This window comes from Streptomyces sp. NPDC088910 (genome assembly GCF_044749865.1).
In the GTDB taxonomy this organism is placed as follows: Bacteria; Actinomycetota; Actinomycetes; order Streptomycetales; family Streptomycetaceae; genus Actinacidiphila.
Map to the genome: position 1 here is coordinate 431,211 of NZ_JBIVIV010000007.1, position 22,440 is coordinate 453,650.

Annotated in this window: 17 protein-coding genes; 12 read left to right on the forward strand and 5 right to left on the reverse strand. The window is 71.7% G+C overall.

What is annotated here, in order from left to right:
• Window positions 1-99: 99 nt before the first annotated feature.
• The 9 genes from pstA to ACIP4Z_RS19350 all read left to right on the forward strand — a co-directional run bounded on the left by pstA (window position 100) and on the right by ACIP4Z_RS19350 (window position 12,907).
• On the forward strand, window positions 100-1,473 hold the full coding sequence (pstA, locus tag ACIP4Z_RS19310; RefSeq protein WP_401309458.1) for a phosphate ABC transporter permease PstA: 1,374 nt from the start codon (window positions 100-102) through the stop codon (window positions 1,471-1,473).
• Window positions 1,470-3,233: a phosphate ABC transporter substrate-binding protein PstS gene (locus tag ACIP4Z_RS19315; RefSeq protein WP_401309461.1), complete on the forward strand. Its 1,764-nt coding sequence runs from the start codon at window positions 1,470-1,472 to the stop codon at window positions 3,231-3,233. Before pstA ends, ACIP4Z_RS19315 begins: the two co-directional genes overlap by 4 nt.
• Entirely contained in the window at window positions 3,220-5,673 is a 2,454-nt protein-coding gene (locus tag ACIP4Z_RS19320; RefSeq protein WP_401309464.1) for a hypothetical protein, read from the forward strand. Before ACIP4Z_RS19315 ends, ACIP4Z_RS19320 begins: the two co-directional genes overlap by 14 nt.
• Before the next feature lie 218 nt (window positions 5,674-5,891).
• Window positions 5,892-7,001 (forward strand): hypothetical protein, encoded by a 1,110-nt coding sequence (locus ACIP4Z_RS19325; protein ID WP_355336915.1) that lies wholly within the window; start codon window positions 5,892-5,894, stop codon window positions 6,999-7,001.
• A 133-nt stretch (window positions 7,002-7,134) separates the two neighbouring features.
• Complete coding sequence (locus ACIP4Z_RS19330) at window positions 7,135-8,256, forward strand: hypothetical protein (protein WP_401309467.1); 1,122 nt, start codon at window positions 7,135-7,137, stop codon at window positions 8,254-8,256.
• Between the two features lie 183 nt (window positions 8,257-8,439).
• Entirely contained in the window at window positions 8,440-9,891 is a 1,452-nt protein-coding gene (locus tag ACIP4Z_RS19335; protein WP_401309469.1) for a hypothetical protein, read from the forward strand.
• Window positions 9,892-10,107: 216 nt separating this feature from the next.
• Window positions 10,108-11,034, forward strand: a complete 927-nt coding sequence (locus ACIP4Z_RS19340; RefSeq protein WP_401309472.1) for a sortase — start codon at window positions 10,108-10,110, stop codon at window positions 11,032-11,034.
• A gap of 153 nt (window positions 11,035-11,187) precedes the next feature.
• Complete coding sequence (locus tag ACIP4Z_RS19345) at window positions 11,188-12,057, forward strand: phosphate ABC transporter ATP-binding protein (RefSeq protein WP_355336919.1); 870 nt, start codon at window positions 11,188-11,190, stop codon at window positions 12,055-12,057.
• A 58-nt stretch (window positions 12,058-12,115) separates the two neighbouring features.
• A complete protein-coding gene (locus ACIP4Z_RS19350; RefSeq protein WP_401309476.1) occupies window positions 12,116-12,907 on the forward strand; it encodes a hypothetical protein in 792 nt (263 codons plus the stop codon).
• A 33-nt stretch (window positions 12,908-12,940) separates the two neighbouring features.
• Here the strand turns inward: ACIP4Z_RS19350 and ACIP4Z_RS19355 are convergent, their stop codons facing one another.
• The 3 genes from ACIP4Z_RS19355 to ACIP4Z_RS19365 all read right to left on the reverse strand — a co-directional run bounded on the left by ACIP4Z_RS19355 (window position 12,941) and on the right by ACIP4Z_RS19365 (window position 16,962).
• A complete protein-coding gene (locus tag ACIP4Z_RS19355; RefSeq protein WP_401309479.1) occupies window positions 12,941-14,656 on the reverse strand; it encodes a phospho-sugar mutase in 1,716 nt (571 codons plus the stop codon).
• A gap of 156 nt (window positions 14,657-14,812) precedes the next feature.
• A complete protein-coding gene (locus tag ACIP4Z_RS19360) occupies window positions 14,813-15,628 on the reverse strand; it encodes a purine-nucleoside phosphorylase (protein WP_391050561.1) in 816 nt (271 codons plus the stop codon).
• A gap of 896 nt (window positions 15,629-16,524) precedes the next feature.
• A complete protein-coding gene (locus tag ACIP4Z_RS19365) occupies window positions 16,525-16,962 on the reverse strand; it encodes a gamma-glutamylcyclotransferase (RefSeq protein WP_355350335.1) in 438 nt (145 codons plus the stop codon).
• A gap of 130 nt (window positions 16,963-17,092) precedes the next feature.
• Here ACIP4Z_RS19365 and ACIP4Z_RS19370 point away from each other — a divergent pair, with 130 nt between their 5' ends.
• On the forward strand, window positions 17,093-18,550 hold the full coding sequence (locus ACIP4Z_RS19370; protein ID WP_401309484.1) for an NAD(P)H-quinone dehydrogenase: 1,458 nt from the start codon (window positions 17,093-17,095) through the stop codon (window positions 18,548-18,550).
• 142 nt (window positions 18,551-18,692) lie between these two features.
• Window positions 18,693-19,646, forward strand: a complete 954-nt coding sequence (locus tag ACIP4Z_RS19375) for a DeoR family transcriptional regulator (RefSeq protein ID WP_391050564.1) — start codon at window positions 18,693-18,695, stop codon at window positions 19,644-19,646.
• A 138-nt stretch (window positions 19,647-19,784) separates the two neighbouring features.
• Here the strand turns inward: ACIP4Z_RS19375 and ACIP4Z_RS19380 are convergent, their stop codons facing one another.
• Entirely contained in the window at window positions 19,785-20,396 is a 612-nt protein-coding gene (locus ACIP4Z_RS19380) for a helix-turn-helix domain-containing protein (RefSeq protein WP_355350344.1), read from the reverse strand.
• A 220-nt stretch (window positions 20,397-20,616) separates the two neighbouring features.
• On the opposite strand from ACIP4Z_RS19380, the gene ACIP4Z_RS19385 reads away from it, so the two are divergent.
• A complete protein-coding gene (locus ACIP4Z_RS19385) occupies window positions 20,617-22,050 on the forward strand; it encodes a DHA2 family efflux MFS transporter permease subunit (protein ID WP_391163285.1) in 1,434 nt (477 codons plus the stop codon).
• Between the two features lie 159 nt (window positions 22,051-22,209).
• Here the strand turns inward: ACIP4Z_RS19385 and ACIP4Z_RS19390 are convergent.
• A partial coding sequence (locus ACIP4Z_RS19390) for an acetyl-CoA carboxylase biotin carboxyl carrier protein subunit (RefSeq protein WP_401309489.1) occupies window positions 22,210-22,440 on the reverse strand: 231 nt, incomplete at its 5' end.

A 22,440-nucleotide genomic window follows, 5' to 3' on the forward strand; every position in this document is an offset into this window, starting at 1 on the left:
GCCGCCGCCCCACCGTCAGCCCGCAGCCGTCAGCCCGCATCCGTCAGCCGCACGCACGCCGTAGGCCGAGCGATCGGCGGAACCAGGAGACCCCCTCGTATGACCACGGACGCACCGGACTCCGTCACCACGGCGCCGGAATCCGCCGGGACCGCCACCGTCCCGGCGCACCCGGCCCCGGCGCACCCGGCCCCGGCGCACCCGGCCCCGGCGCACTCGGCCACGAAGGCCCCCGGCACCGGCACCGTCATCCCCGGCCCGCCCCCCGCGGCAGCGGAACGCCGGCGCTCCACCTCCACCGTCCGCCAGACCGACCTGCTCGGACTGCTCGGCTCGGCAGCCGCCTCCCTCTCCCTCACCTGGCTGTTCTTCGCCAGGATCGCCCCCTTCAGCGGGGCCCTCGGCTTCGTCGTCTTCTGGTACGCGCTGTTCATCGCGCTGTACGCGCTGCTGGTCTCCTTCGACGAGGACGGCCCGGTGGTGCGCGACAAGATCGCCTCCGCCGTGGTCCACAGCATCGCGGTGCTGCTGCTGGTCGCGCTGCTGTTCGTCGTCGTCTACACGCTGTGGTCCGGCCGTAGGGCGATACCGCACCTGAACTTCTTCACCCGGGACATGTCCGTCACCGGGCCGCTCGACCCGCTGAGCGCGGGCGGCATCAAGCACGCCGTGGTCGGCACGCTGATCGAGATCGGCATCGCCCTGGTCCTCACCGTCCCGGCGGGACTGCTGTGCGCGGTGTTCCTCAACGAGGTGCCCGGACGCTACGCGCGTTTCGTCCGTACGGTCGTCGAGGCGATGACCGCGCTGCCGTCGATCGTGGCCGGTCTGTTCATCTACGCCACCGTGATCCTCGCGCTGAACGTCCCCAAGTCGGGCTTCGCGGCGTCGCTGGCCATCTCCGTGATGATGCTGCCGATCATCATCCGCGCCTCCGACGTGGTGATCCGGCTGGTGCCCGGCACCCTGCGCGAGGCGTCGTACGCGCTGGGGTCGCCGCGCTGGCGGACGGTATGGCATGTGGTGCTGCCCACCGCCCGGTCGGGGCTGACCACCGCGGTCATCCTCGGCACCGCCCGCGGCATCGGCGAGACCTCTCCCGTCCTGCTGACGGCGGGCTTCGGCGCGAGCACCAACTACGACCCCTCGCAGAACCCGATGGTGTCGCTGCCGCTCGCGACCTTCGAGTTCGTGAAGTCCCCCCAACCCACCATGATCGCGCGCGGGTTCGGCGCGGCGTCGGTGCTGCTGGTGCTCGTCCTGGTGCTTTTCGCGCTCGCCCGGGTCCTCGGCGGGCGCGACGCGGGCCAGTTGAGCAGGCGCGGCACTCACCGCAGGGTCGTCGCCTCCCGCCGGGACACACGCCGCTTCACCGAGCGCGCCGCGGCGCGCGACGGCTACTCGTCGGCGTCGGCCGCCCCGGCCTTCCGCACGACAACAATCCAACCTGCACAGGGAGTTGACGGATCGTGAAGAGGATCGGCTGGACGGGCCTCAGGGCGGTGAGGGCGGCGAGGGCGGCAGCGGGGGCGATGGCCGCGCTGCTGATCTCGCTGCTGTTCCTCGGCCAGGCACCGCCGGCCAAGGCCGACTCGTACGCGAGGATCAGCGGCGCCGGCTCGACCTGGAGCCAGAACGCCGTCGACCAGTGGCGGGCGAGCGTCAAGAAGTACGGGATGACCGTCGACTACACGGGCAGCGGCTCGTCCGACGGCCGCCAGCAGTTCACCAACGGCACCGTCGACTTCGCCGTGTCCGAAATCCCCTACGGCATGACCGAGTTCGGGGTGCGCGAACCTCCGCCCAAGCGCGGCTACGCGTACATGCCGATTGTCGCGGGCGGCACGGCCTTCATGTACAACCTGAAGATCGGCGGCAAGCGGGTCACCAATCTGCGGCTGAGCGGCGGCACGGTCGCCAAGATCTTCACCGGCCGGATCACCAACTGGTCCGACCGGCAGATCGCCGCCGACAACCCCGGCCTCACCCTCCCGGCCCGCAAGATCATCCCGGTGGTGCGCTCCGACGGCTCGGGCACCACCGCCCAGTTCACGCTGTGGATGTCCAAGCAGCAGGGCGCGGTGTGGAACGACTACTGCAAGCGCGCCAACAAGCCCACCCCGTGCGGCCTGACGTCGTACTACCCGGTGATCCCCGGCTCCGGCTTCATCGCCCAGTCCGGCTCGCTCGGCGTGTCCGGCTACACCCGGCAGAACTACGCCGAGGGCGCCATCACCTACGTCGAGTACTCCTACGCGGTCACCACCGGCTTCCCGGTCGCCAAGGTGCTCAACGCCAAGGGCTACTACACCGAGCCCACCGCCTCCAACGTCGCCGTGGCGCTGACCCAGGCGCAGATCAACCAGGACGAGAACTCCTCGCAGTATCTGACGCAGATCCTCGACAAGGTCTACGCGTACCAGGACGCGCGGACGTATCCGCTGTCCAGCTACAGCTACATGATCCTGCCGACCTCGCTGGACTCGCCGCTGACCGAGGACAAGGGCAGAACGCTCGGCGCGTTCGGCTACTACTTCCTGTGCCAAGGCCAGTCGCAGGCACAGCCGTTGGGCTTCTCGCCGCTGCCGAAGAACCTCGTGCAGGCCGGATTCGACCAGCTCAAACGCGTCCCCGGTGTGCAGGCCCAGACCATCAATCTGGCGGGCTGCCACAATCCGACCTTCTCCAGCGACGGCACCAACACCCTGGCCAAGAACGCGCCGTTCCCCAAGGCGTGCGACCGGCAGGGCACGCAGCAGTGCTCCGACGGCACGGGCGGCGCGTCCAGGCAGCCCACCTCGGTCAAGCCGCAGGCCAACGCCGCCTCCGGCGGCGGCTCCAACGGCGGCAACTCCGGTGGGAGCAAGGGCGGTTCCGGCGGTACGGGCGGCGGCTCGTCCGGCACTACGGCGGGCGCGAGCGGCGGTACGGGCACCACGTCCGGCGGCACGACGGCCGGTACGAGCGGCGCCGCCACCGGCGGTACGACCGCCACGGGCGGCACCGGCCAGAGCGTCGACCCCGACACCGGACTGCCCGCGGGCGACTCCGGCGGCACCGGCGGCAACCAGGACATCGTCGCCTCCAGCGTCGGCGTCGGCAACGAGACCTTCTGGGGCATGCGGACCTGGCTCATGGGGCTCTCCGCCCTGGCGCTGCTGCTGGTCGTCCTCGCCCCGCCCACCCTCGCCAGGCGGCTGACCAGGAACGGGAGGCGTGATGGCCGCGCGTAACCACCCCGGAGCCGCCCGAGGCCGCGTCCTGTCGGTCCGCCTCGGCGCGCTTCTCACCTCGCTGCTCGCCGCCGTCGGCCTGACCCTGCTGCCACCGTCGGCGGGCGGCGGACAGGCCCACGCGGACACCGGCACGGACACCGGCTCCGCCGTCACCAAGCCCGGCACCAAGGGTCCCTACGACGACTTCTCGCACCTGAGGGTGACGGTCGAGCAGACAAGGAATCTGCGGACGCAGGGACTGAAGGTCTCATGGGCGGGCGGGGTGAAGAGCTCGCCCAACAACGCGGGCAACTACCTCCAGCTCATGCAGTGCTGGGGTGACGCGGCGACCGGCCCGACCCCGGAGCAGTGCGAGTACGGGAACCCGCCGCCGAACACGGGCGTGCTCAACGTCGGGCGGAGCGTGGGCAATCTGGACCCGCTGGAGCCGGCGCAGCACACCGTGCCCTTCACCACGGTGAAGGGCGCCAGCTCGACCGACGTCAACCAGTTCTTCACGCAGTACGCGACCAATGAGCAGGACCTCGCCACGACCGGCGTCGACGGCAGCGGCCAGACGATCTTCCAGGCGGAGGACGCGGACACCTCGCCGATCCTGGGGTGCGGCACGGTGGCGAGGACCGGTCAGGCGCCCGAGCCGTGCTGGCTCGTGGTCGTGCCCCGTGGCACCCACGAACCCGACGGCTCCGAAGCGCCGCCGCCCAACGGACTGATCAGCTCCCCGCTGTCCGCGGGGAACTGGGCCCAACGCATCGTGTTCCGCCTCGACTTCGCCCCGACCGACTCGCCCTGCCCGATCGGCCAGGACGAACAGCCCACCATCGGCTCCGAGATGATCTTCGAGGCGATGAGCTCCTGGGCGCCGACCCTGTGCACCTCGCAGAAGGTCACCTACGGATACGTTCCGCAGCTCGAGGACTTCTCCCGTACGCAGGTCACCAGCCCCGGCACGGGCTCGGCCGGACTCGCCTTCATCGAGAACCCGGTGCTGCCCCAGCCGGACGTGGCACCGGTCGTCCACGCGCCGGTCGCGGTCTCCGGGCTCGTCATCGGCTACAGCGTCCAGGTGGCCGGATCGTCCCAACAGGTGCCCCGGATACGGCTGAACGCGCGGCTCGTGGCGAAGATGCTCACCGAGTCCTACCAGTGCGACCTGCCGGGCAACGACTTCCCGCGCGGCAGACTTCCGGCGAAGAACCCGTTCGGTATCGAGCGCGACCCCGAATTCGCGCGGCTCAACGCCGGTGTGCCCTACCCCGTGGGCAGTTCCTGCGGATTCGGTATCGGGGTCCCGCAGGGCGCGAGCGATTCGGCGGGGCAGCTGTGGAAATGGCTGCTCTCCGACCCCGACGCGCGCAGCTTCCTTTCCGGAAAACCCGACCCGTGGGGCACGGTCATCAATCCGTATTTCCTGGAACTGGCACCGGTCAGCACCCCGCCGTCCGGCTTCGACAAGCCGGACCCGACGGTGTGGGCGCCCGACAGCCGCTTCCCCGACATCCGGCTGACGGCCGTCGGCGTGAACCCGTACGGCAGCGGTCTGAGCGACGACGCCAGGACGGTCCGCAAGGCCAACAACGGCGGCATCACCGGCTTCAACCCCACGTCCACGCCCCCGGCGCTGACGAAGGCCGAGACGCAGCCCGCGGGTTCGAACTTCATCATGGGCCTGACGGACGCGGCCAGCGCCGCCCGCTACCGGCTCGGCACCGCCGAACTCCTCAACGCCGACGGCCAGTTCGTCGCCCCGACGGTCGACTCGATGACCAGGGCGGTGAACGGGATGAAGGCGGGCAAGGCCCCGGGCGTCCTCGACGCGGACCCCTCCGCGAAGACACCGGGCGCCTACCCGCTCACCACCGTCACCTACGCCGCCGCCTCCACCTCGCTGGACGCCGCCGACCGCAAGACCTACGCCGCGCTGATCCGGTACGCGGCGGGCTCCGGCCAGCGACAGGGCATCGGCTTCGGCCTGCTGCCGCTCGGCTACGCACCCCTGACCGCCACCCTGCGCGAACAGGCCCTCACGGCCGCGTCCGCGCTGATCGCCGGTGTGCCCCCGGCCACGGGACCGGGTGACACGTCCTCCAACGGCGGTTCCGGCTCCGGCCCCGGCGGTACGGGAACGACCGGCGGCGGTACGGGCGGCGACGCCGGCCACGGGGCGACCGGCGGGGGACCGGGGCCGGGCGGCGCACCGCCCGCCTCCCCGTCGTCGTCGGCCCCCGCGGCCGGTACGACCAAGGGCTCCACCGGCGGACCCGCCGCCTCGCCCCCCGTCAGCAACGTCGCGCAGACCGGCGGCACCACCCCCCAGGCGATTCTCGGCGCCGTCCGCTGGGTGCTGCTGATCGTCCTCATCGCGGGCATCGCGGGCTCCCTGGCCGGACCCCTCCTGATGCGCGCGGGCGTCGTCCGCGGCAGGAAACCGGTGTGACGGGTACTTGGGCGCCCCTTGGAAGGAAAATAAAAGAGAATTTGGAATACCCGTTGTTCACTTTTGCGGGGCGGTAATTTTGGTTGCCACTTCTTGAGGGGATCGGCAGGATCATTCATGGCCGGACCGACAGGTCAGGTCTTTTGGGGGGAATTATCAATTCTCCTTGCGTGTCACACGTCTGGAAATTCCATCCGCATCGACTCGGAGGAAATACAGTGAACGTGAAATTCGCCAAGCGGGCGGCGATCGTGGTCGGTACCGCGACCCTCGGTGTCACCATCGTGGCCGGTACGGCTCAGGCCGACCCGGCGGCCGGTGTCCACCGCACGCTCGTCGCGGTCGGCTCCGACACCACGCAGGACGTGCTCAACGGTCTCGGCAACAAGATCGCCGACCCGAACCCGACCGGTTCCTCGGACGGCAACCTGATCGCGTCCTACGACGCCACCGGTTCCTCCACGATCTCGACGCGGGACACCACCTGTGCGTCGGTCACCCGCCCCGACGGCTCGGGCGCCGGTGTCAACGCGCTGCGCGCCGACATCGCGGCCGGCAGCCACTGCATCGACTTCGCCCGGTCCTCCTCCACCCCCAACGCCACGGGCCAGTTCACCTTCATCCCGTTCGCCGTGGACGCGGTGACGGCGGCGACGGCGACCACCACCAACCTGCCCGCCAACTTCACGTACCTGGCCGGTGGTTCCTCCCTGACGAACGCCCAGAAGGCCACCTCCGACCTGACCCGGGTCTACAACTGCCTGGACACGGCGGGCAACCCGCTGCCGGCCGGCACGTACCCGACCATCGGCGGCGTCACCGTCCACCCGCTGGTGCCGCAGGCCGGTTCCGGCACCCGCAAGTTCTGGGCCTCGACGCTGGGCTTCAACGCCACCACCCTGCCGTCCTGCGTCAAGGACACCGCCGCGAACGGCGCCGCCGTCCAGGAGCACAACGGCAGCGCCCTCCAGGGCCCGAACGACCTCATGCCGTTCTCGATCGCGCAGCACATCGCGCAGGGCCGCTCCCTGCCGGGCGTGACCGACCGCCGCAACGGCGCGGTGCTCAAGACCGTCAACTCCACCGCGCCGCTGAACGCGAGCGGGAACCTCAACACCGCGTTCCCGGTCACGCGTGAGGTCTACAACGTCATCCCGGACAGCCGGGTGACCGGCGAGACGCTCATCAAGAACACCTTCGTCGGCAGCGCCTCCAAGGTGTGCACCGCCAAGTACGACTCCACCACCACGGTGATCAACAAGTACGGCTTCGGCACCGACACCAACTGCGGCAACGCGACCACCCTGGTCAGCCGCGACCTCGTCTGACCCGTCGTCTGACCCGTCACAGCGGCGGACCACCGTCCGCCGGGCCGGGCGTCCCTCGGGGGCACCCGGCCGCTCCCGGCACCGCGACGCGGTGCCACGTACACACCGGACTCCTTCAGGGGGAGAGAAGACAATGACGAGACGAAGACTGCGCGGCGTTCTGGTCGGCGCGCTCGCACTGGCCATGGGCACGGGCGCGCTGCTCGCGGGGGCGGCCACCGCAGACGCCACCACCGGTACCCCGACGGCGACTTCGGGCACGGTCACCCTCACCGCCCGCGGCACCGGCATCGACGACGACTCGCCGTTCGCGCGGGTGTCGGTCGACAAGGCGTGCCCGGCGAACTACCAGGACGCCCTCACGGTGTCGCTCGTGGTGCCGGACGGCCGGGAGTCGCTCCTGGCCTCCCACCTGACCGGCGGCGCGCCGTACGCCAAGGCCCCGGTCACGGCGCAGGTCCCGGAGGCGTCGGGCAACGGCACCATCGTCCGGTCGATCGCCACCGCCTTCGACGTCGCCAGTGTCCCGGTGGCGGACGGCACCTACCCGATCCACGTGACCTGCGCGAACGCCGACCGGGCGAACTCCCCCGAACACCCGACGTTCACCGGCTTCATCGACGTGATCGGTGACACCTGGCAGGTCTCCGGCCACGCCGCCCCGGTCGCCACCAGCGTCAGGCTCAGCGCCGACCCGGCCCACCACGTCCAGGTCGGCAAGCCCTTCACGCTCACCGCGAAGGTCGCGGGCGGCGTGCCCGGAGCCGTCCAGTTCGAGGCGGACAACGGCGTCACCGTGTACGACACCCCGGTGCCGGTCGTGAACGGCGTGGCCACCTTCCAGCCGCCGGCCAACACCGCGCCGAACGTCCGCAGTTACATCGCGGTCTTCATCCCGGCCGACCAACTCGCCTACGCGCAGGACTACTCGGTCCTCAGCTACTCGTTCGTCAACGCGCCGTCCGTCACGGTGACCGACGCGGACGGCAACGCCCTCGGGGACAGCCCGCAGTTGACCCCCGGACAGCACATCAAGGTCTCCGCGCAGGGCTTCCTGCCGCAGAGCCAGGAGCAGGTGCTGCCGTTCGTGTCCAACGCCCTCGCGCTCTTCGCCCCGGTGGCGACCGACGCGCGGGGCTCGGTCACCGGCTACGACCTGACGGTGCCGAAGCTGATCGCCCGCGGCTCCCACACCCTGACCCTCACCGGTCTGTGCAGCTTCGTCCAGGTCTCCTTCACCTTCACCACGAAGTGACCGCGAAACAGCGCTGACCAGCACAGACGTACCACCGGCCGGGCATCGTCCAGATGCCCGGCTGCCGCCGTGACACGGCGGGAACGGCACCGCCACCGCACGACCCGCACGTGATCACCGCACGACCCGCACGACCCGCACGACTCGTACGACCGACGCATATCCCCGAGGGGACGAGGAGACATGAAACGAAGAATGCACGCGGCGCTGCTGAGCGTGCTCGCACTGGTCATGGGCACCGGGGCCCTGGTCCTCACCACCGCGGGGACCGCGAACGCGGATCTGGCCGGGAACGTGACGCTGTCGCCCGCCGCCGGCACCGTCGACGACTCCCCGGCCTTCGCATCGGTCTCGGTCGACCAGGCATGCCCCGCGAACTACCAGGACGCCGTGAGCGTGTACATCGTCCTCGACGGCGCGGAGTCGCTCCTGGCGACCCACTTGACCAACGGCGCCCCGTTCTCGACCGCCCCCATCACCGCGCGGCTCCCGGCCTCGGGGGGCAACGGCACGATCCTCCGGTCGATCAGCTCCGCGTTCGACGCGTCAAGCGTGGAACTCGCCGACGGCACGTATCCGATCGACGTGGTCTGCAAGTCCGCCGACCCGTCCGCCGGGGACCTGCCGACCTTCACCACGTTCATCGAGATCACCGGCTCCGACTGGGCGGTGAAGACGGTCACCCCGCCGACGTCGACCTCCGTCGTTCTCACCGTCGACCCGGCGGGCCGGGCCGTGGCGGACAAGAAGATCACCCTCAAGGCCACCGTCACGCCGGACACCGCCGAAGGCACCGTGACCTTCAAGCAGGGCGCCGTGCCCGTCACCGGCGGGAACATGATTCCGCTGGTCAACGGCGTGGCGACGGCGAGCATTCCAGGGATCGGCAACCCCGGCGTCATCACGCTCTCGGCGCAGTTCACGCCCAGCGACCCGCTCAAGTTCGCCGCCAGCCAGAACGGGGTGTCGTATCCCGTGGTGGCCGAGCCCGACCTGACCGTGCTCGACGACTCCGGGACCGAACTGCACGACACCCCGGCGCTCACCAAGGGTCAGAAGATCAAGGTCACCGCGGAGGGGTTCCTGCCGGGCCCCACGGGCGGGAACGGCGAGAAGATCACCTTCGCGCTGGACGGGTCCCCGGCCGCCGACGACGCGACCGCCGACAACAGCGGCAAGATCGCCAACTACGCGGTGACCCTGCCCGCCGACCTCGCCGACGGCAGCCACTCCCTGGTGCTGACCGGCGCGACCAGCGGCATCAAGCAGACGTTCGCGTTCACGGCGGGCGCGGGCACCTCGCCGACCGACGACCCGACCGGCACGCCGACCGACGAGCCCACGGACACCCCGACCGACACCCCCACGGACACGCCCACCGACACCGGCGGCGCGGACGGCGGAGGCACGTCGACCGACGGCGGCGCGTCCAACGGCGGTCTGTCCAGCCGCGGTTCGTCGGGAACGTCGGGCGGCTCCGGCGGCGGCAACGGCCCGCTGGCGGCCACCGGAGCCACCGGTGTCGTCCCGCTGAGCGTGCTGGCGTTCCTGATGGTGACCGGTGGCGGCTATGCCGCCTACCGGGTGCGCAGGGACGGCAAGTTGCTCACCTTCGGTCCCACGCCGCGCGACTGACCGTACGCGGCACGCGGCACGCGGTACGCCGGGCGGCGGGCGGTTCCGACCGTCCGCCGCCCGGCGACCGGCCGTACTGCCGCCGTACGACCGGCCGTTACGACCGACCGCTACGACCGGTCCGTACGACCGCTGTCGGGGCCGCGTACGAGACCGCGGCGCCGACCCCCGTCCGAGCACGTCAGCGAAACGCACGCACGCGAAGGAGCGCCACCCGTGGCCGTACTGTCACCGTCCCGCGAGGCCGCCGGGCCGCCGCCGGAACCGGCCGAGCCACAGCAAGGTCGGGCGGCCGAACAGCCGCCCGCCGCCTGGTTCGTCATCCCGGGCGCGGCGCTGACCCTGCTGGCCGCGCTGCTGCTCGGATTCGTCGTCAATCTCACGCTGCTCGGCCACGTCGAGCACGCCCGCGCCCAGCAGACCGGTTACGCCGACCTGCGCGCCCAACTCGCCAAGGGCACGGCCCCGGTGGGCCGCCTGGACGACAAGGGCGAGCCCGTGCCGCTGGGTTCGCCGGTCGCGGTGCTGCACATCAAGGCGATCGGCCTCAAGGAGGTCGTCTTCCAGGGCACGACGTCCGGTGTGCTCAGGTCGGGTCCTGGGCACCGCAGGGACACCCCGCTGCCGGGCCAGCCGGGCACCAGCATCGTGATGGGCCGTCAGTGGGGCTACGGCAGCCCGTTCAACCACATCGACGAGCTGAAGGCCGGGGACCCGATCACCGTCACGACGGGCCAGGGCCAGCAGCGATACCAGGTGACCGGAGTGCGGCACGCGGGCGACCCGGCGCCCGCGCTGCCCGGCACCGGACAGGGCCGGCTGATCCTGATGACCGCGACCGGCGGCCTCTACACCCCGCACGGTGTGTTGCGGGTGGACGCGGAACTGGTCAGCGACGTCCAGCCGGGCCCGGCGGCGGGCGGCGGCATCTCGGCGGCCGAGCAGCCGCTGGCCGGTGACCCGGCCGCCTGGCTGCCGATCCTGCTGTGGACGCAGGGGCTGCTGCTCGTCGCGGTCGCCGTCACCTGGACCTACCGGCGCTGGGGGCGCTGGCAGACGTGGATCTGCGCGGTCCCGGTGCTCGCCGCCGTCGTGGTCGCCCTGTCCGGTGAGGCCACCCGCCTGCTGCCCAACCTGCTGTGAGACCGGCGTACTTGGGACCGGTGTGCTGGACCGGCGTGCTGGAGGCCGGACCGCCTGGTCCCGGACCGCCTGGGACCTGACCGCTTGAGCCGCTTTTGGACCGAGCCCGCCGCGAACCGCCCCGACGCATACCCGACGCATATGAGGAACACGATGTCAGCGACTGACGAGACCGTCGTACTGCCGCCCGTCCCCGGCGACCCGCCGACCGGCGGCGACCCCCGCTCCGACCCCCGTTCCGCCTCCCGTTCCGCGACCCTCGACGCCCGTGAGGTGTCGGCCTGGTTCGGCGACCACAAGGTGCTCGACCGGGTGTCGCTCACCATGCCCGCGCAGCGCGTCACCGCGCTGATCGGCCCCTCCGGCTGCGGCAAGTCCACCTTCCTGCGCATCCTCAACCGCATGCACGAACTGATCGGCACCGCCTCGCTCGCCGGGCAGGTCCTGCTCGACGGCGAGGACATCTACGACCGGGGCCGCCGGATCACCCACGCCCGCCGCGAGATCGGCATGGTCTTCCAGAAGCCGAACCCGTTCCCCGCGATGTCGATCTACGACAACGTGCTGGCCGGACTGAAGATGAACGGCGTCAAGGCCGGGCGCGGCGAGCGCGACGACCTGGTCGAGGAGTGCCTGACCAAGGCCGGGCTGTGGAAGGAAGTACGCGACCGGCTGCGGCAGCCCGGCGGCGCGCTCTCCGGCGGCCAGCAGCAACGCCTGTGCATCGCACGGTCGTTGGCGGTACGGCCGCGCGTGCTGCTGATGGACGAGCCGTGCTCCGCGCTCGACCCGACCTCCACGCGGCGCATCGAGCAGACCATCGGGGAGCTGTCCGACGACGTGACCATCGTGATCGTCACCCACAACATGCAGCAGGCCGCCCGTGTCTCGGACTCCTGCGCCTTCTTCCTCGCCGAACAGGGCACGCCCGGCGTGATCGTGGAGCACGGCCCGACCGACGACATGTTCAACCGCCCGCAGGACCCACGCACGTCGGACTACGTCAACGGCCGGTTCGGCTGAGCGGCGGCGCCCCGTGCGACCTCCGCGCAGCCCACGGTGCCGCCCGCACGCACCCGCGTTGCTGACCGCGTCGGTGGCCACCGCGCTGGCCGCGGCCCTGACCTCGTGCGCCCACCCGTCGGCGCACACCCCACCGGCCGCCGCGGACCGTACGCGCGTCCCCGTACAGCGGCCGTCCGCGCCCACCGCGCCCGCCGTGCCCAGCGCGCCTACTGTGCCCGACCCGTCCGCCGCGTCACCGGCCGGAGACGCCAACCGGCCGCATCCGTACGCCGATCCGGCCGCGAGCACCCCACCGGCCTTCCCGCCGCCGACCGGGAAGGCCGAGGCCGCGAAGGGCACGAAGGGAGCCGGGGCATCCGCCGCCCCCTCCCGGACGAGCGCGCCGCCGCCCGCCACGACGGCCGCCCGGCCGGGGCCGAACCCGTCCCGCGGCGCACCCGCCACGCCGAAGAAGTCCGCCGCCGAGCGTCAATACCCGCCCGGCACCACGGTGTTGCGGATCGGCGACTGGTCACGGCCCGTCGTGCGCGGCGACCAGGCCACCATCGACGCGTGCGGGGCGGCCGTGCTGTTCGCGGGACCCGATCCGGCGCTCTCCGACGGCTACGAGATGCGGACCTCCGTCATCGTCGGCCACGACTACTGCGGCTACGACAAGCTCGCCCCGCTGCCGGTCGGCACCCGCGTCACCCTGGACACCCCGAGGGGCACGCTGTCCTTCCACGTCTACGCCACCTACATCAACCCCGGCAGGGGCGGCCCCGACAACGGCCTCTACTGGGGCGACCTCACCCTCCAGACCTGCGTGGGCCCGGACACCGGCTTCAGCTATCTGACCCGCGACTGAACGGGCCCGACCCGCACGCGATGTGACGCGCCGTCAAATACCCGCCGCCGACGCCACATCCGCCTTCAGCGCGGCCATCACCTCGTCGGCCGTACGCCGCGCCGCGCCCAGATCGGCGGCCGATGCGACCGGCACCACGACCTCCAGGTAGCACTTCAGCTTCGGCTCGGTACCGCTCGGCCGGACGACCACCCGCGCCGACTCGACGGTCCCGGCGCCCGCCAGGTGGTAGCGCAGCCCGTCCGTCGGCGGCAACTGCTCGCTGCCCTCGGCCAGATCGTCGGCCGACGTCACCGCGAGGCCCGCGAGCGCGGCCGGCGGCCGATCGCGCAGCCGGGCCATCGCGTCCGCGATCAGCGAGAGGTCGGCGACCCGCGCCGAGAGCTGGTCGGTGGCGTGCAGACCGTGGTCGAGCGCGATGTCGTCCAGCAGGTCGGTGAGCGTGCGCGAGTGCTGCTTGAGGGTCGCGGCCAGCTCGGCGATCAGCAGCGCCGCCGTGATGCCGTCCTTGTCGCGTACGCCCTCCGGGTCGACGCAGTAGCCCAGCGCCTCCTCGTACCCGTACCGCAGGCCCTCGACGCGGGCGATCCACTTGAAGCCGGTCAGCGTGTCCCGGTACGCCAGGCCCGCGCCCGCCGCGATCCTCGACAGCAGCGACGACGAGACGATGCTCGCCGCGAACGTGTCGCGCCCGGCCACCGCCGCGCCCGTACGCACCAGGTGCACCGCGAGCAGCGCGCCCAACTCGTCGCCGCGCAGCGTCCGCCAGCCAACGGGGGAGTCACGGTCGGGTACGGCGACGGCGCAGCGGTCGGCGTCCGGGTCGTTGGCGATCACGACGTCGGGGCCGACGGACTGGGCGCACTTGAACGCCAGGTCCATCGCCCCCGGCTCCTCCGGGTTCGGGAAGGCCACGGTGGGGAAGTCCGGGTCGGGCTCGGCCTGTTCGGACACGGGCGTCGGCGCGGGGAAACCGGCGCGGGAGAAGGCCGCCATCAGCGTCCGCAGGCCCACCCCGTGCATCGGCGTGTAGACCACCGACACATCGCGCGCGCCGCCCTCGGCGACCACGCCCGCCGCGCGGGCCAGATACGCCTCCACCACGTCGGGGCCGAGCACCCGCCAACCGCCCGCCGCCAGCGGCACATCGGCCAGCGCGCCCACCGCGGCGATCCGTTCGGCGATCTCCGCGTCGGCCGGGGGCACGATCTGCGAGCCGTCGCCCAGATAGACCTTGTAGCCGTTGTCCTGCGGCGGATTGTGGCTCGCGGTCACCATCACCCCGGCCGCGGCGCCCAAGTGCCTGATGGCGTAGGCCAGTACGGGCGTCGGCAGCGGCGAGGGCAGCAGCGCGGCGCGCAGCCCGGCGCCGACCATCACGGCCACGGTGTCGCGCGCGAAGTCGTACGACTTGTGCCGGGCGTCGTAGCCGACCACGACCAGGGCGTCCTCGGCGCGCTCCCCGAGATACGCGGCCAGGCCCGCGGCGGCCCTGATCACCACCGCGCGGTTCATCCGCATCGGCCCGGCGCCCAGCTCGCCGCGCAGGCCCGCGGTGCCGAACTGGAGCGTGCCGCTGAAACGGTCCGCCAGATCCGCGAGCGCCTGCGCGCCGCCCGGGTCGTCCGGGCCCGCCTGCGCGGCCTCCAGGACGCCCGCCAGCTCCGCGCGGGTGTCCGGGTCCGGGTCCTCCGCCAGCCACTGGCGCGCGCGCTCCACCAGCTCACGCCCGCCGTTTCCGCCCGCCATGCCGCTCTCCGTTCCACGTGGGTCGGGCCGCCAGGGCCCGCCCCTCCAGCCGATGCCGCCGCGCGGGGCGGCAGGGCCGGTTTCCACCGGCAGGGTCAGTTTTACGTACTACCCCGCCCGTCCACCCGGCTTTACGCGCCCGCGGGCTCCACGTGCCTACAGACGTCCGAGGACGCGCCCGAGCAGCGAACCCATCCGGGTCGCGGACTCGCGGCCCGCCTCCAGCACTTCCTCGTGGTTGAGCGGCGCGCCCGTCATGCCCGCGGCCAGGTTCGTGACCAGCGAGATGCCCAGCACCTCGGCGCCGGCCTCGCGGGCCGCGATGGCCTCCAGCGTGGTCGACATCCCGACCAGGTCGCCGCCGATCGCCCGCACCATCCCGATCTCGGCCGGGGTCTCGTAGTGCGGCCCGGGAAGCTGGACGTAGACGCCCTCCTCCAGGGTCGGGTCGATCTCGCGGCACAGCGTCCGCAGCCGCGGCGAGTACAGGTCGGTGAGGTCGACGAAGTTCGCGCCCACTATCGGCGAGGTCGCCGTCATGTTGATGTGGTCGCTGATCAGCACCGGCTGGCCCGGCAGGTAACCGGGGCGCAGGCCGCCGCAGCCGTTGGTGAGCACCACCGTCTTGCAGCCGGCCGCCACCGCCGTGCGCACTCCGTGCACGACGCTGGAGACGCCCCGGCCCTCGTACAGGTGCGTACGGCCCAGGAAGATCAGGGCGCGCACTCCGCCGATCCGCACGGAGCGGAGTTTGCCCGAGTGGCCCTCCACCGCCGGGGCCGGGAAGCCCGGCAGGTCGGTGATCGACAGCTCATAGTCCGCCACGCCCAGCTCGTCGGCCGCGGGCACCCAGCCCGAGCCCATCACCAGGGCGACGTCGTGGGTCTCGGCGCCGGTCAGCTCGCGCAGGCGGGCGGCGGCGGCGTCGGCCGCGGCGTAGGGGTCGGCATTCACAGAAGCGTTCACGCGCATGAGGGTAACCTGTCTCGGCCTACGCGCGTAGACGGTGCCCTGGGCTTACGAAGTGCGGCTCCTCCGGCAGGGCCCCGTTTTTGCCCGCCCGCCCACCCGTGCGGGTGCTTTGTCGTCTGCGGGTGCCGCTTGTGCCTGGTCGGTGCCGGGCCGGGGCACCTCCTCGAAATCCGTATCACCTGGCCTTCGCGAATCCGGCACCCGGCCGTCAACGTATTTCTGCGGGGGCACCCCGCCCCGTCCCCTCCTCGCTCGTCGGCGTCCGCCTGCCGGTGGGGGTTGCCGGGGGGTGGGGTGGGTGGGGGCTCGGCCCCTGCGCCCCCCGACCCGCCCGCGGCGGCGGGAGGGGGATGGATGGGCTCGGGCACGTCGGCGTCTGACGGTCGGCTGTGGTGACGGACGGGGGTGGGGTGCGGGTCCTGCGCCGCCGTCGACCTGCCGGGGTGGGCGTGAGGGCTCCAGTACGCCGGCGTGTGCCTGTGCGCTGTGGCTGAGGGAGGTGTCAAAGACCGGTGGGGGCGCCCGGCTGTTCCTCCACCGTGGGAAATCGGCGGAGACTGCCTGTCTCTGACACCTGTCCGCCTGCGGACCGTGTGAGGGGCCGTGCAGCCCCTTGGGTGGAGGACGCTCGGGGTTCCCTCACGGTCTTGGACACCCACCCCGGCAACCCCCACCGGACAGGCGGACGCCGACGTACCGGGAGGGGACGGGCCGGGGTGCCCCCGCAGAAATGCGGTGACAGGGAGGTGCCGGATACACGGGACCAGGTAGCCGCATTTCGAGGAGGTGCCCCGGACCGGCACCGACCCAGGCACAAGCGGCACCCGCAGACGAAGAAAGCACCCGCACGGGTGGGCGGGCGGGAAAAAAAGACACGGGCGGGAAAGGCCCAGGCGCTAGCAGGGCCTCTTGCGGAGGGACATGACGTAGTCATGCGGGGCCCCGGCAGACTCGGCGGCGTCAGCCAACTCACCGAGGTAGCGGGCAGAGGGCAGCCCGCCCTCGTAGTCGTTGAGCACGTAGAGCCACGAGGCGACCTCCCCGTCGAGCGTGTGAACGCGGACGGTGGCGCGCCGGTAGAGACCGAGCGGCACACCCTCCCAGCGATCGAGCGACTCCTCGTCGACGGGCGCGATGTCGTACAGCCCGACGAAGACCTGGCTGTCCTCGTCCTCCACGAGCGTGGCGAGCGCCCCCTCCCACCCCATCTGCTCGCCGCCGAAGGTGAGCCGCCAGCCGTCGAGCCAGCCGGTGCCGCGCAGGGGGGAGTGCGGGGCGCGGCGGGTCATCAGCCGCGCGTCGAGGTTGCTGGCGTAGGCGGCGTAGAGCGACATGACCACGAGAGTACGGGAGCACGCGCGGCGGACGGCCGCACGCCGTTTCGGGGTGTCCGGACGGCGGGCGGCGGCGCCCGGATCGGACAAGCGTGCCCCCTGGCGGAGAACACTTGGCGCGTGCGGGACAATGGGGTACGTGACAAGGATCGTGATCATCGGAGGCGGACCCGGCGGCTACGAAGCTGCCCTGGTGGCGGCGCAGCTCGGCGCGGAGGTGACCGTCGTGGACTGCGACGGCCTGGGCGGGGCGTCGGTGCTGACCGACTGCGTACCGTCCAAGACCCTCATCGCCACCGCCGAGGTGATGACGACGTTCGATTCGTCGTACGAGGAACTCGGCATCATCGTCGCCGACGACACCCCGCCGCTGGAGCGCGCGGCGCGCGTCGTCGGGGTGGATCTGGGCAAGGTCAACCGACGCGTGAAGCGCCTGGCGCTCGCGCAGTCGCACGACATCACCGCGTCCGTGACGCGGGCCGGCGCCCGGGTGATGCGCGGGCGGGGGCGGCTCGACGGCTGTCAGACCGCCGCCGACGGCAGCCGCTGCGTGGTGGTCGAGGCCGCGGACGGCACGACCGAGCGGCTGACCGCAGACGCGGTGCTCGTGGCGACCGGCGCGCGCCCGCGCGAACTGGAGGACGCGCTCCCGGACGGCGAGCGCATCCTCAACTGGATGCAGGTCTACGACCTGGACGAGCTGCCCGAGGAACTGATCGTGGTCGGCTCCGGCGTGACCGGCGCGGAGTTCGCGGGCGCGTACCAGGCGCTCGGCTCCACGGTGACGCTCGTGTCGTCCCGCGACCGGGTGCTGCCCGGCGAGGACCCGGACGCCGCCGCCGTACTGGAGGACGTCTTCCGGCGCCGCGGCATGAACGTGATGGCCCGCTCCCGCGCCCAGTCCGTCAAGCGGATCGGCGACCGGGTCGAGGTCGCGCTGGCCGACGGCCGGGTGATCACGGGCACGCACTGCCTGATGGCGGTCGGCGCGATCCCGAACACCTCGGGCATGGGGCTGGAGGAGTCGGGCGTGAAGCTGACCGACTCCGGTCACATCTGGACCGACAAGGTGTCGCGGACGAGCGCGCCCGGCGTGTACGCGGCCGGTGACGTGACCGGGATCTTCGCGCTCGCGTCGGTCGCGGCCATGCAGGGCCGGATCGCGATGTACCACTTCCTCGGCGACGCGGTGGCCCCGCTCAACCTCAAGACGGTCTCCTCGAACGTCTTCACCGACCCGGAGATCGCCACCGTCGGCTACACGCAGGCCGACGTGGACAACAAGCGGATCGTGGCCAATGTCGTCAAGCTGCCGCTGCTGCGCAATCCGCGGGCCAAGATGCAGGGCATCAGGGACGGCTTCGTGAAGCTGTTCTGCCGTCCCGGCACGGGCATCGTGGTCGGGGGAGTGGTGGTCGCGCCCAAGGCCAGCGAGCTGATCCACCCCATCTCGATCGCCGTCGACAACAATCTGACGGTCGAGCAGATCGCCAGCGCCTTCACCGTGTACCCGTCGCTGTCCGGCTCGGTGGCCGAGGTGGCACGGCAGTTGCACACCCGCAAGGCGGCCGAGGCGGATCTGGGCTGACGGCCCCTCGCGTCATCCGGAAAGGCGCCGTTTGCGAACGCACGGTCGGCTTATAGCACTCGCCGGTCTCTTTTGTGCACGACTTCCGTCATCTGGTGCAAAGTGCTGAAAGCCGACGGACGTTGGCGTTACTGTCGGTTCCGTGTTCGCTGCAGAACGTCGCCAATTGATCCTCGAAATGGTGCGGGCGAACGGGGCGGTCTCGCTCCGTGAACTCGCCCGTGTCGTCCAGACCTCAGAAGTGACCGTGCGCCGGGACGTGCGGGCGTTGGAGGCCGAAGGACTGCTGGACCGCCGGCACGGCGGTGCGGTCCTGCCCGGTGGCTTCACCAGGGAGTCCGGTTTCCCGCAGAAATCCCATCTAGCGACCGCGGAGAAGTCGGCCATCGCCGAACTCGCCGCCGATCTCGTGGACGAGGGCGAGGCCATCGTCGTCGGCGCGGGGACCACCACGCAGGAGCTGGCCCGTCGGCTCGCGCGGGTGCCGGGACTGACGGTGGTCACCAACTCCCTGCTGGTGGCACAGGCGTTGGCGCACGCCAACCGGGTCGAGGTGGTGATGACCGGCGGCACGCTGCGCGGGTCGAACTACGGCCTGGTAGGCAGCGGCGCCGAGCAGTCCCTCCAGGGGCTGCGGGTCTCCCGCGCCTTCCTGTCCGGCGCGGGCCTGACCGCCGAACGCGGCCTGTCCACGTCCAACATGCTCTCCGCGAGCGTGGACCGGGCGCTGGTGCAGTCCGCCGCCGAGGTCGTCGTCCTCGCCGACCACACCAAGCTCGGCACCGACACGATGTTCCAGACCGTGCCCACCGACCTCATCACCCACCTGGTCACCGACGAGCCGCCCGGCGGCGACGAGCGGGCCGGTACCGAACTCCAGGCGCTCGCCGACCGCGGCGTGCAGATCACCGTGGCGCCGCTGACCGGCGCGGACGCCATCGCCGCCGGACGTCCGCGCCACGACCAGCCTTTGCCAGGACCCCGGCGGCCCCAGCCCCTGCGCAGCGCCCAGCCGCTGCCCGGTGGCGGCCCGTCGCTGGCCGGAGGCGGCGGCACCGAGCCCACCCCGCGGCTGGCGGACGTCCGCCGCCGCTAGGGCACCCCGCCCACCGGAGCTCCCCGCCCACCGGAGAGCTCTCCACTCACCGGAGCACCCGCTACCGGAGTGTCCGCCACGGGGAGATCGGCGCGACTGGAGACCTCCGCCACCAGAGCTCCCCGCTGCCCGAGCTTCCTAGACCGGCTCCGCGGCCGTCTCCCTCACGGCCCTGCGGCCGGTGTCCTCCACGGCCCCGCGGCCGGTGTCCTGCCGGGTCCGCAGGCCGTCCAGGGTCAGCGTCATCAGGCGAACGAACAGCCCCGTGTCCTCCCGGTTGTTCTCCGCGGTCAGCACGATCGCGTTGATCAGCTTGAGCAGGTCGGACATGGTGGCGTCCGGCCTGATCTCGCCCGCGTCCTGCGCGCGCCGCAGCAACGCCTCGCCCGACGAGCGCAGCAGCGCCTTGCACGCGGGCATCTTCGCGTCCGGCGCGGACATGATGGCCTTGGCGAGGCCGCGGTACGCGGTGGAGTGCACGGCGACCGCGTAGAGCCACTTGGTGAGCGCGTCGACCGGGTCCGGCTCCTCCAGCAGTTCTTGCGCGCGCGCGTTGAGCTTGACCAGCTCCCGCTCGAAGACGGCGTTCATCAGGGTGTAGCGGTCGGGGAAGTGGCGGTACAGCGTGCCGATGCCCACCCCGGCCTGCCGCGCGATGTCCTCCAGGGCGACGTCGGTGCCGTGCACGAAGAAGGCCTGGGCGGCCTCTTCCAGCAGCCGGTCGTAATTGCGCTGCGCGTCTGCCCGCATGGCGTCATGCCTCCTGAAGTGCCGGTCCTCACGGCTCGCCCGTACCCGCGGCGCGCCCACGTCCACGGCTGACCACGCCCACGCCACCCGTGCCCGCGGCTCGCCCGAACCCATCGTTCGTCAAAGTCCGCCCAAAAGCGATTGTAGAACCGGAGGCTGTCTCCGTATAGTTAACGGAGGAACCCTCCGTTTATTGCTCTCCGCTGGAGGCTTACTCAGCATGTCCACACCCGCAGTGCGCGCGCTCTCCACCGCATCCCGCACTCCGTCCCCCGCCCGTGGGCGTCCGTTCATCGCCCTCGTGGCCATCGTCGGCACGCAGCTCATGCTGCTGCTCGACGCCACCGTGGTGAATGTCGCCCTGCCGGGCATCGGCACCCATCTCGGCTTCTCGCCCACCGGCATGTCCTGGGTGCTGAACGTCTACACGCTCGCCTTCGGCGGCCTGCTGCTGCTCGGCAGCCGGATAGGCGACCTGATCGGCCGCCGCAGGGCGCTGATGTGGGGCGTCGGCGCCTTCACCCTCGCCTCCGTGGCCGGCGGCGTCGCCAACGACTCCACCACCCTGCTCATCGCCCGCGGCCTGCAAGGCGCCGCCGCCGCGCTGGCCGCGCCCAGCACCCTGGCGCTGATCGCCACCTCGTTCTCCGAGGGCTCGGAACGCAACCGCGCGCTGAGCGTCTTCTCCGCGATCTCCGGCGCCGGTTCCGCGATCGGCCTCACCGTCGGCGGCATGCTCACCGACTGGGGCTCCTGGCGCTGGGTCTTCTTCGTCAACGTCCCCGTGGGCCTGGCCATCGTGCTGCTCGCCCCGCGCTACATCAAGGAGACCGAGCGGCACCCCGGCGGCCGGTTCGACATCGCGGGCGCCCTGACCGGCACCCTCGGCATGGCCTCGCTGGTCTACGCCTTCATCCGCGTCGGCGAGAGCCACTGGACCGATTCCCGCGCCCTGACCAGCTTCGTCATCGCCGCCGCCCTGCTCGTGTCGTTCCTGATCAACGAGACCCGCGTCGAGCGCCCGCTGGTCGTGCTGCGGCTCTTCCTCAACCGCAACCGCGCGCTGGCGTACGGGATCATGCTGCTCGTCCCCGCCGGGATGTTCGGCGTGTTCTACTTCTCCACCCAGTACCTTCAGACGTATCTGCACTACAGCCCGCTGCGGACCGGCTTCGCCTTCCTGCCGCTGGCAGGACCGCTGTTCGTCGCCGCCCGCCTCGCCCCGCGCGCCCTCGCCCGCTTCGGCGCCAAGCGCGTCGCCGCCACCGGCGGTCTGTTCAACGTCGGCGGCACGGTCTGGCTCTCCACGCTCAACGCGTCCGACGGGTACGCGGGCGGCATCCTCGGCCCGCTGATCCTGATCGGTGTCGGCGTCGGCTTCACGATGATGCCGCTCAACACCTTCATCCTCTCCGGCGTCGAGCCGAAGGAGGCGGGCTCCGCGTCCGGGCTGCTCCAGACGATGCAGCAGGTCGGCGGCAGCCTCGGACTGTCCATCCTGGTCACGGTGTTCGGCACCGTCTCGCGCCACGCGCACAGCGAGCCGTTCATCCACGGCGCCACCGCCGCCTTCACCGCCGCCGCGGTCTTCACCGCCCTGTCCGTCGCCCTGGTCCTGGCGCTGCGCAGTCCGAAACCGGTGTCCCTGCGCTGACGGTGACCCGTTGACGGGGCTCTGTTGACCGCGTTGACGGTACGGAGCCGCGCGCGTGGACCGGCGCGCGAACGCCGGTGGGGCCGGTCGTCGTGACCGGCCCCACCGGCGTTTCGTACGTACGGCCGCTGCCGTACCGCCTTCGTGCGTGCTGTGGCGTCAGTCCTTGATTTCGCAGATGACGGCGCCGGAGGAGACGGAGGTGCCGACTTCGGCCTTGAGGCCGATGACGGTGCCCGACCGGTGGGCGTTCAGGGGCTGTTCCATCTTCATGGCCTCCAGGACCACGATCAGATCACCCGCGGTGACCTGCTGGCCCTCCTCGACCGCGACCTTCACGATGGTGCCCTGCATCGGCGAGGGCAGCGCGTCACCCGAGACCGCCGCACC

Coding starts and splice junctions, on each gene's coding strand:
- ACIP4Z_RS19385 (WP_391163285.1), top strand. CDS start 20,617: ATGTCCACACCCGCAGTGCGCGCGCTCTCCACCGCATCCCGCACTCCG.
- ACIP4Z_RS19330 (WP_401309467.1), top strand. CDS start 7,135: ATGACGAGACGAAGACTGCGCGGCGTTCTGGTCGGCGCGCTCGCACTG.
- ACIP4Z_RS19370 (WP_401309484.1), top strand. CDS start 17,093: ATGGGGTACGTGACAAGGATCGTGATCATCGGAGGCGGACCCGGCGGC.
- ACIP4Z_RS19380 (WP_355350344.1), bottom strand. CDS start 20,396: ATGCGGGCAGACGCGCAGCGCAATTACGACCGGCTGCTGGAAGAGGCC.
- pstA (WP_401309458.1), top strand. CDS start 100: ATGACCACGGACGCACCGGACTCCGTCACCACGGCGCCGGAATCCGCC.
- ACIP4Z_RS19360 (WP_391050561.1), bottom strand. CDS start 15,628: ATGCGCGTGAACGCTTCTGTGAATGCCGACCCCTACGCCGCGGCCGAC.
- ACIP4Z_RS19320 (WP_401309464.1), top strand. CDS start 3,220: ATGGCCGCGCGTAACCACCCCGGAGCCGCCCGAGGCCGCGTCCTGTCG.
- ACIP4Z_RS19345 (WP_355336919.1), top strand. CDS start 11,188: ATGTCAGCGACTGACGAGACCGTCGTACTGCCGCCCGTCCCCGGCGAC.
- ACIP4Z_RS19335 (WP_401309469.1), top strand. CDS start 8,440: ATGAAACGAAGAATGCACGCGGCGCTGCTGAGCGTGCTCGCACTGGTC.
- ACIP4Z_RS19365 (WP_355350335.1), bottom strand. CDS start 16,962: ATGTCGCTCTACGCCGCCTACGCCAGCAACCTCGACGCGCGGCTGATG.
- ACIP4Z_RS19355 (WP_401309479.1), bottom strand. CDS start 14,656: ATGGCGGGCGGAAACGGCGGGCGTGAGCTGGTGGAGCGCGCGCGCCAG.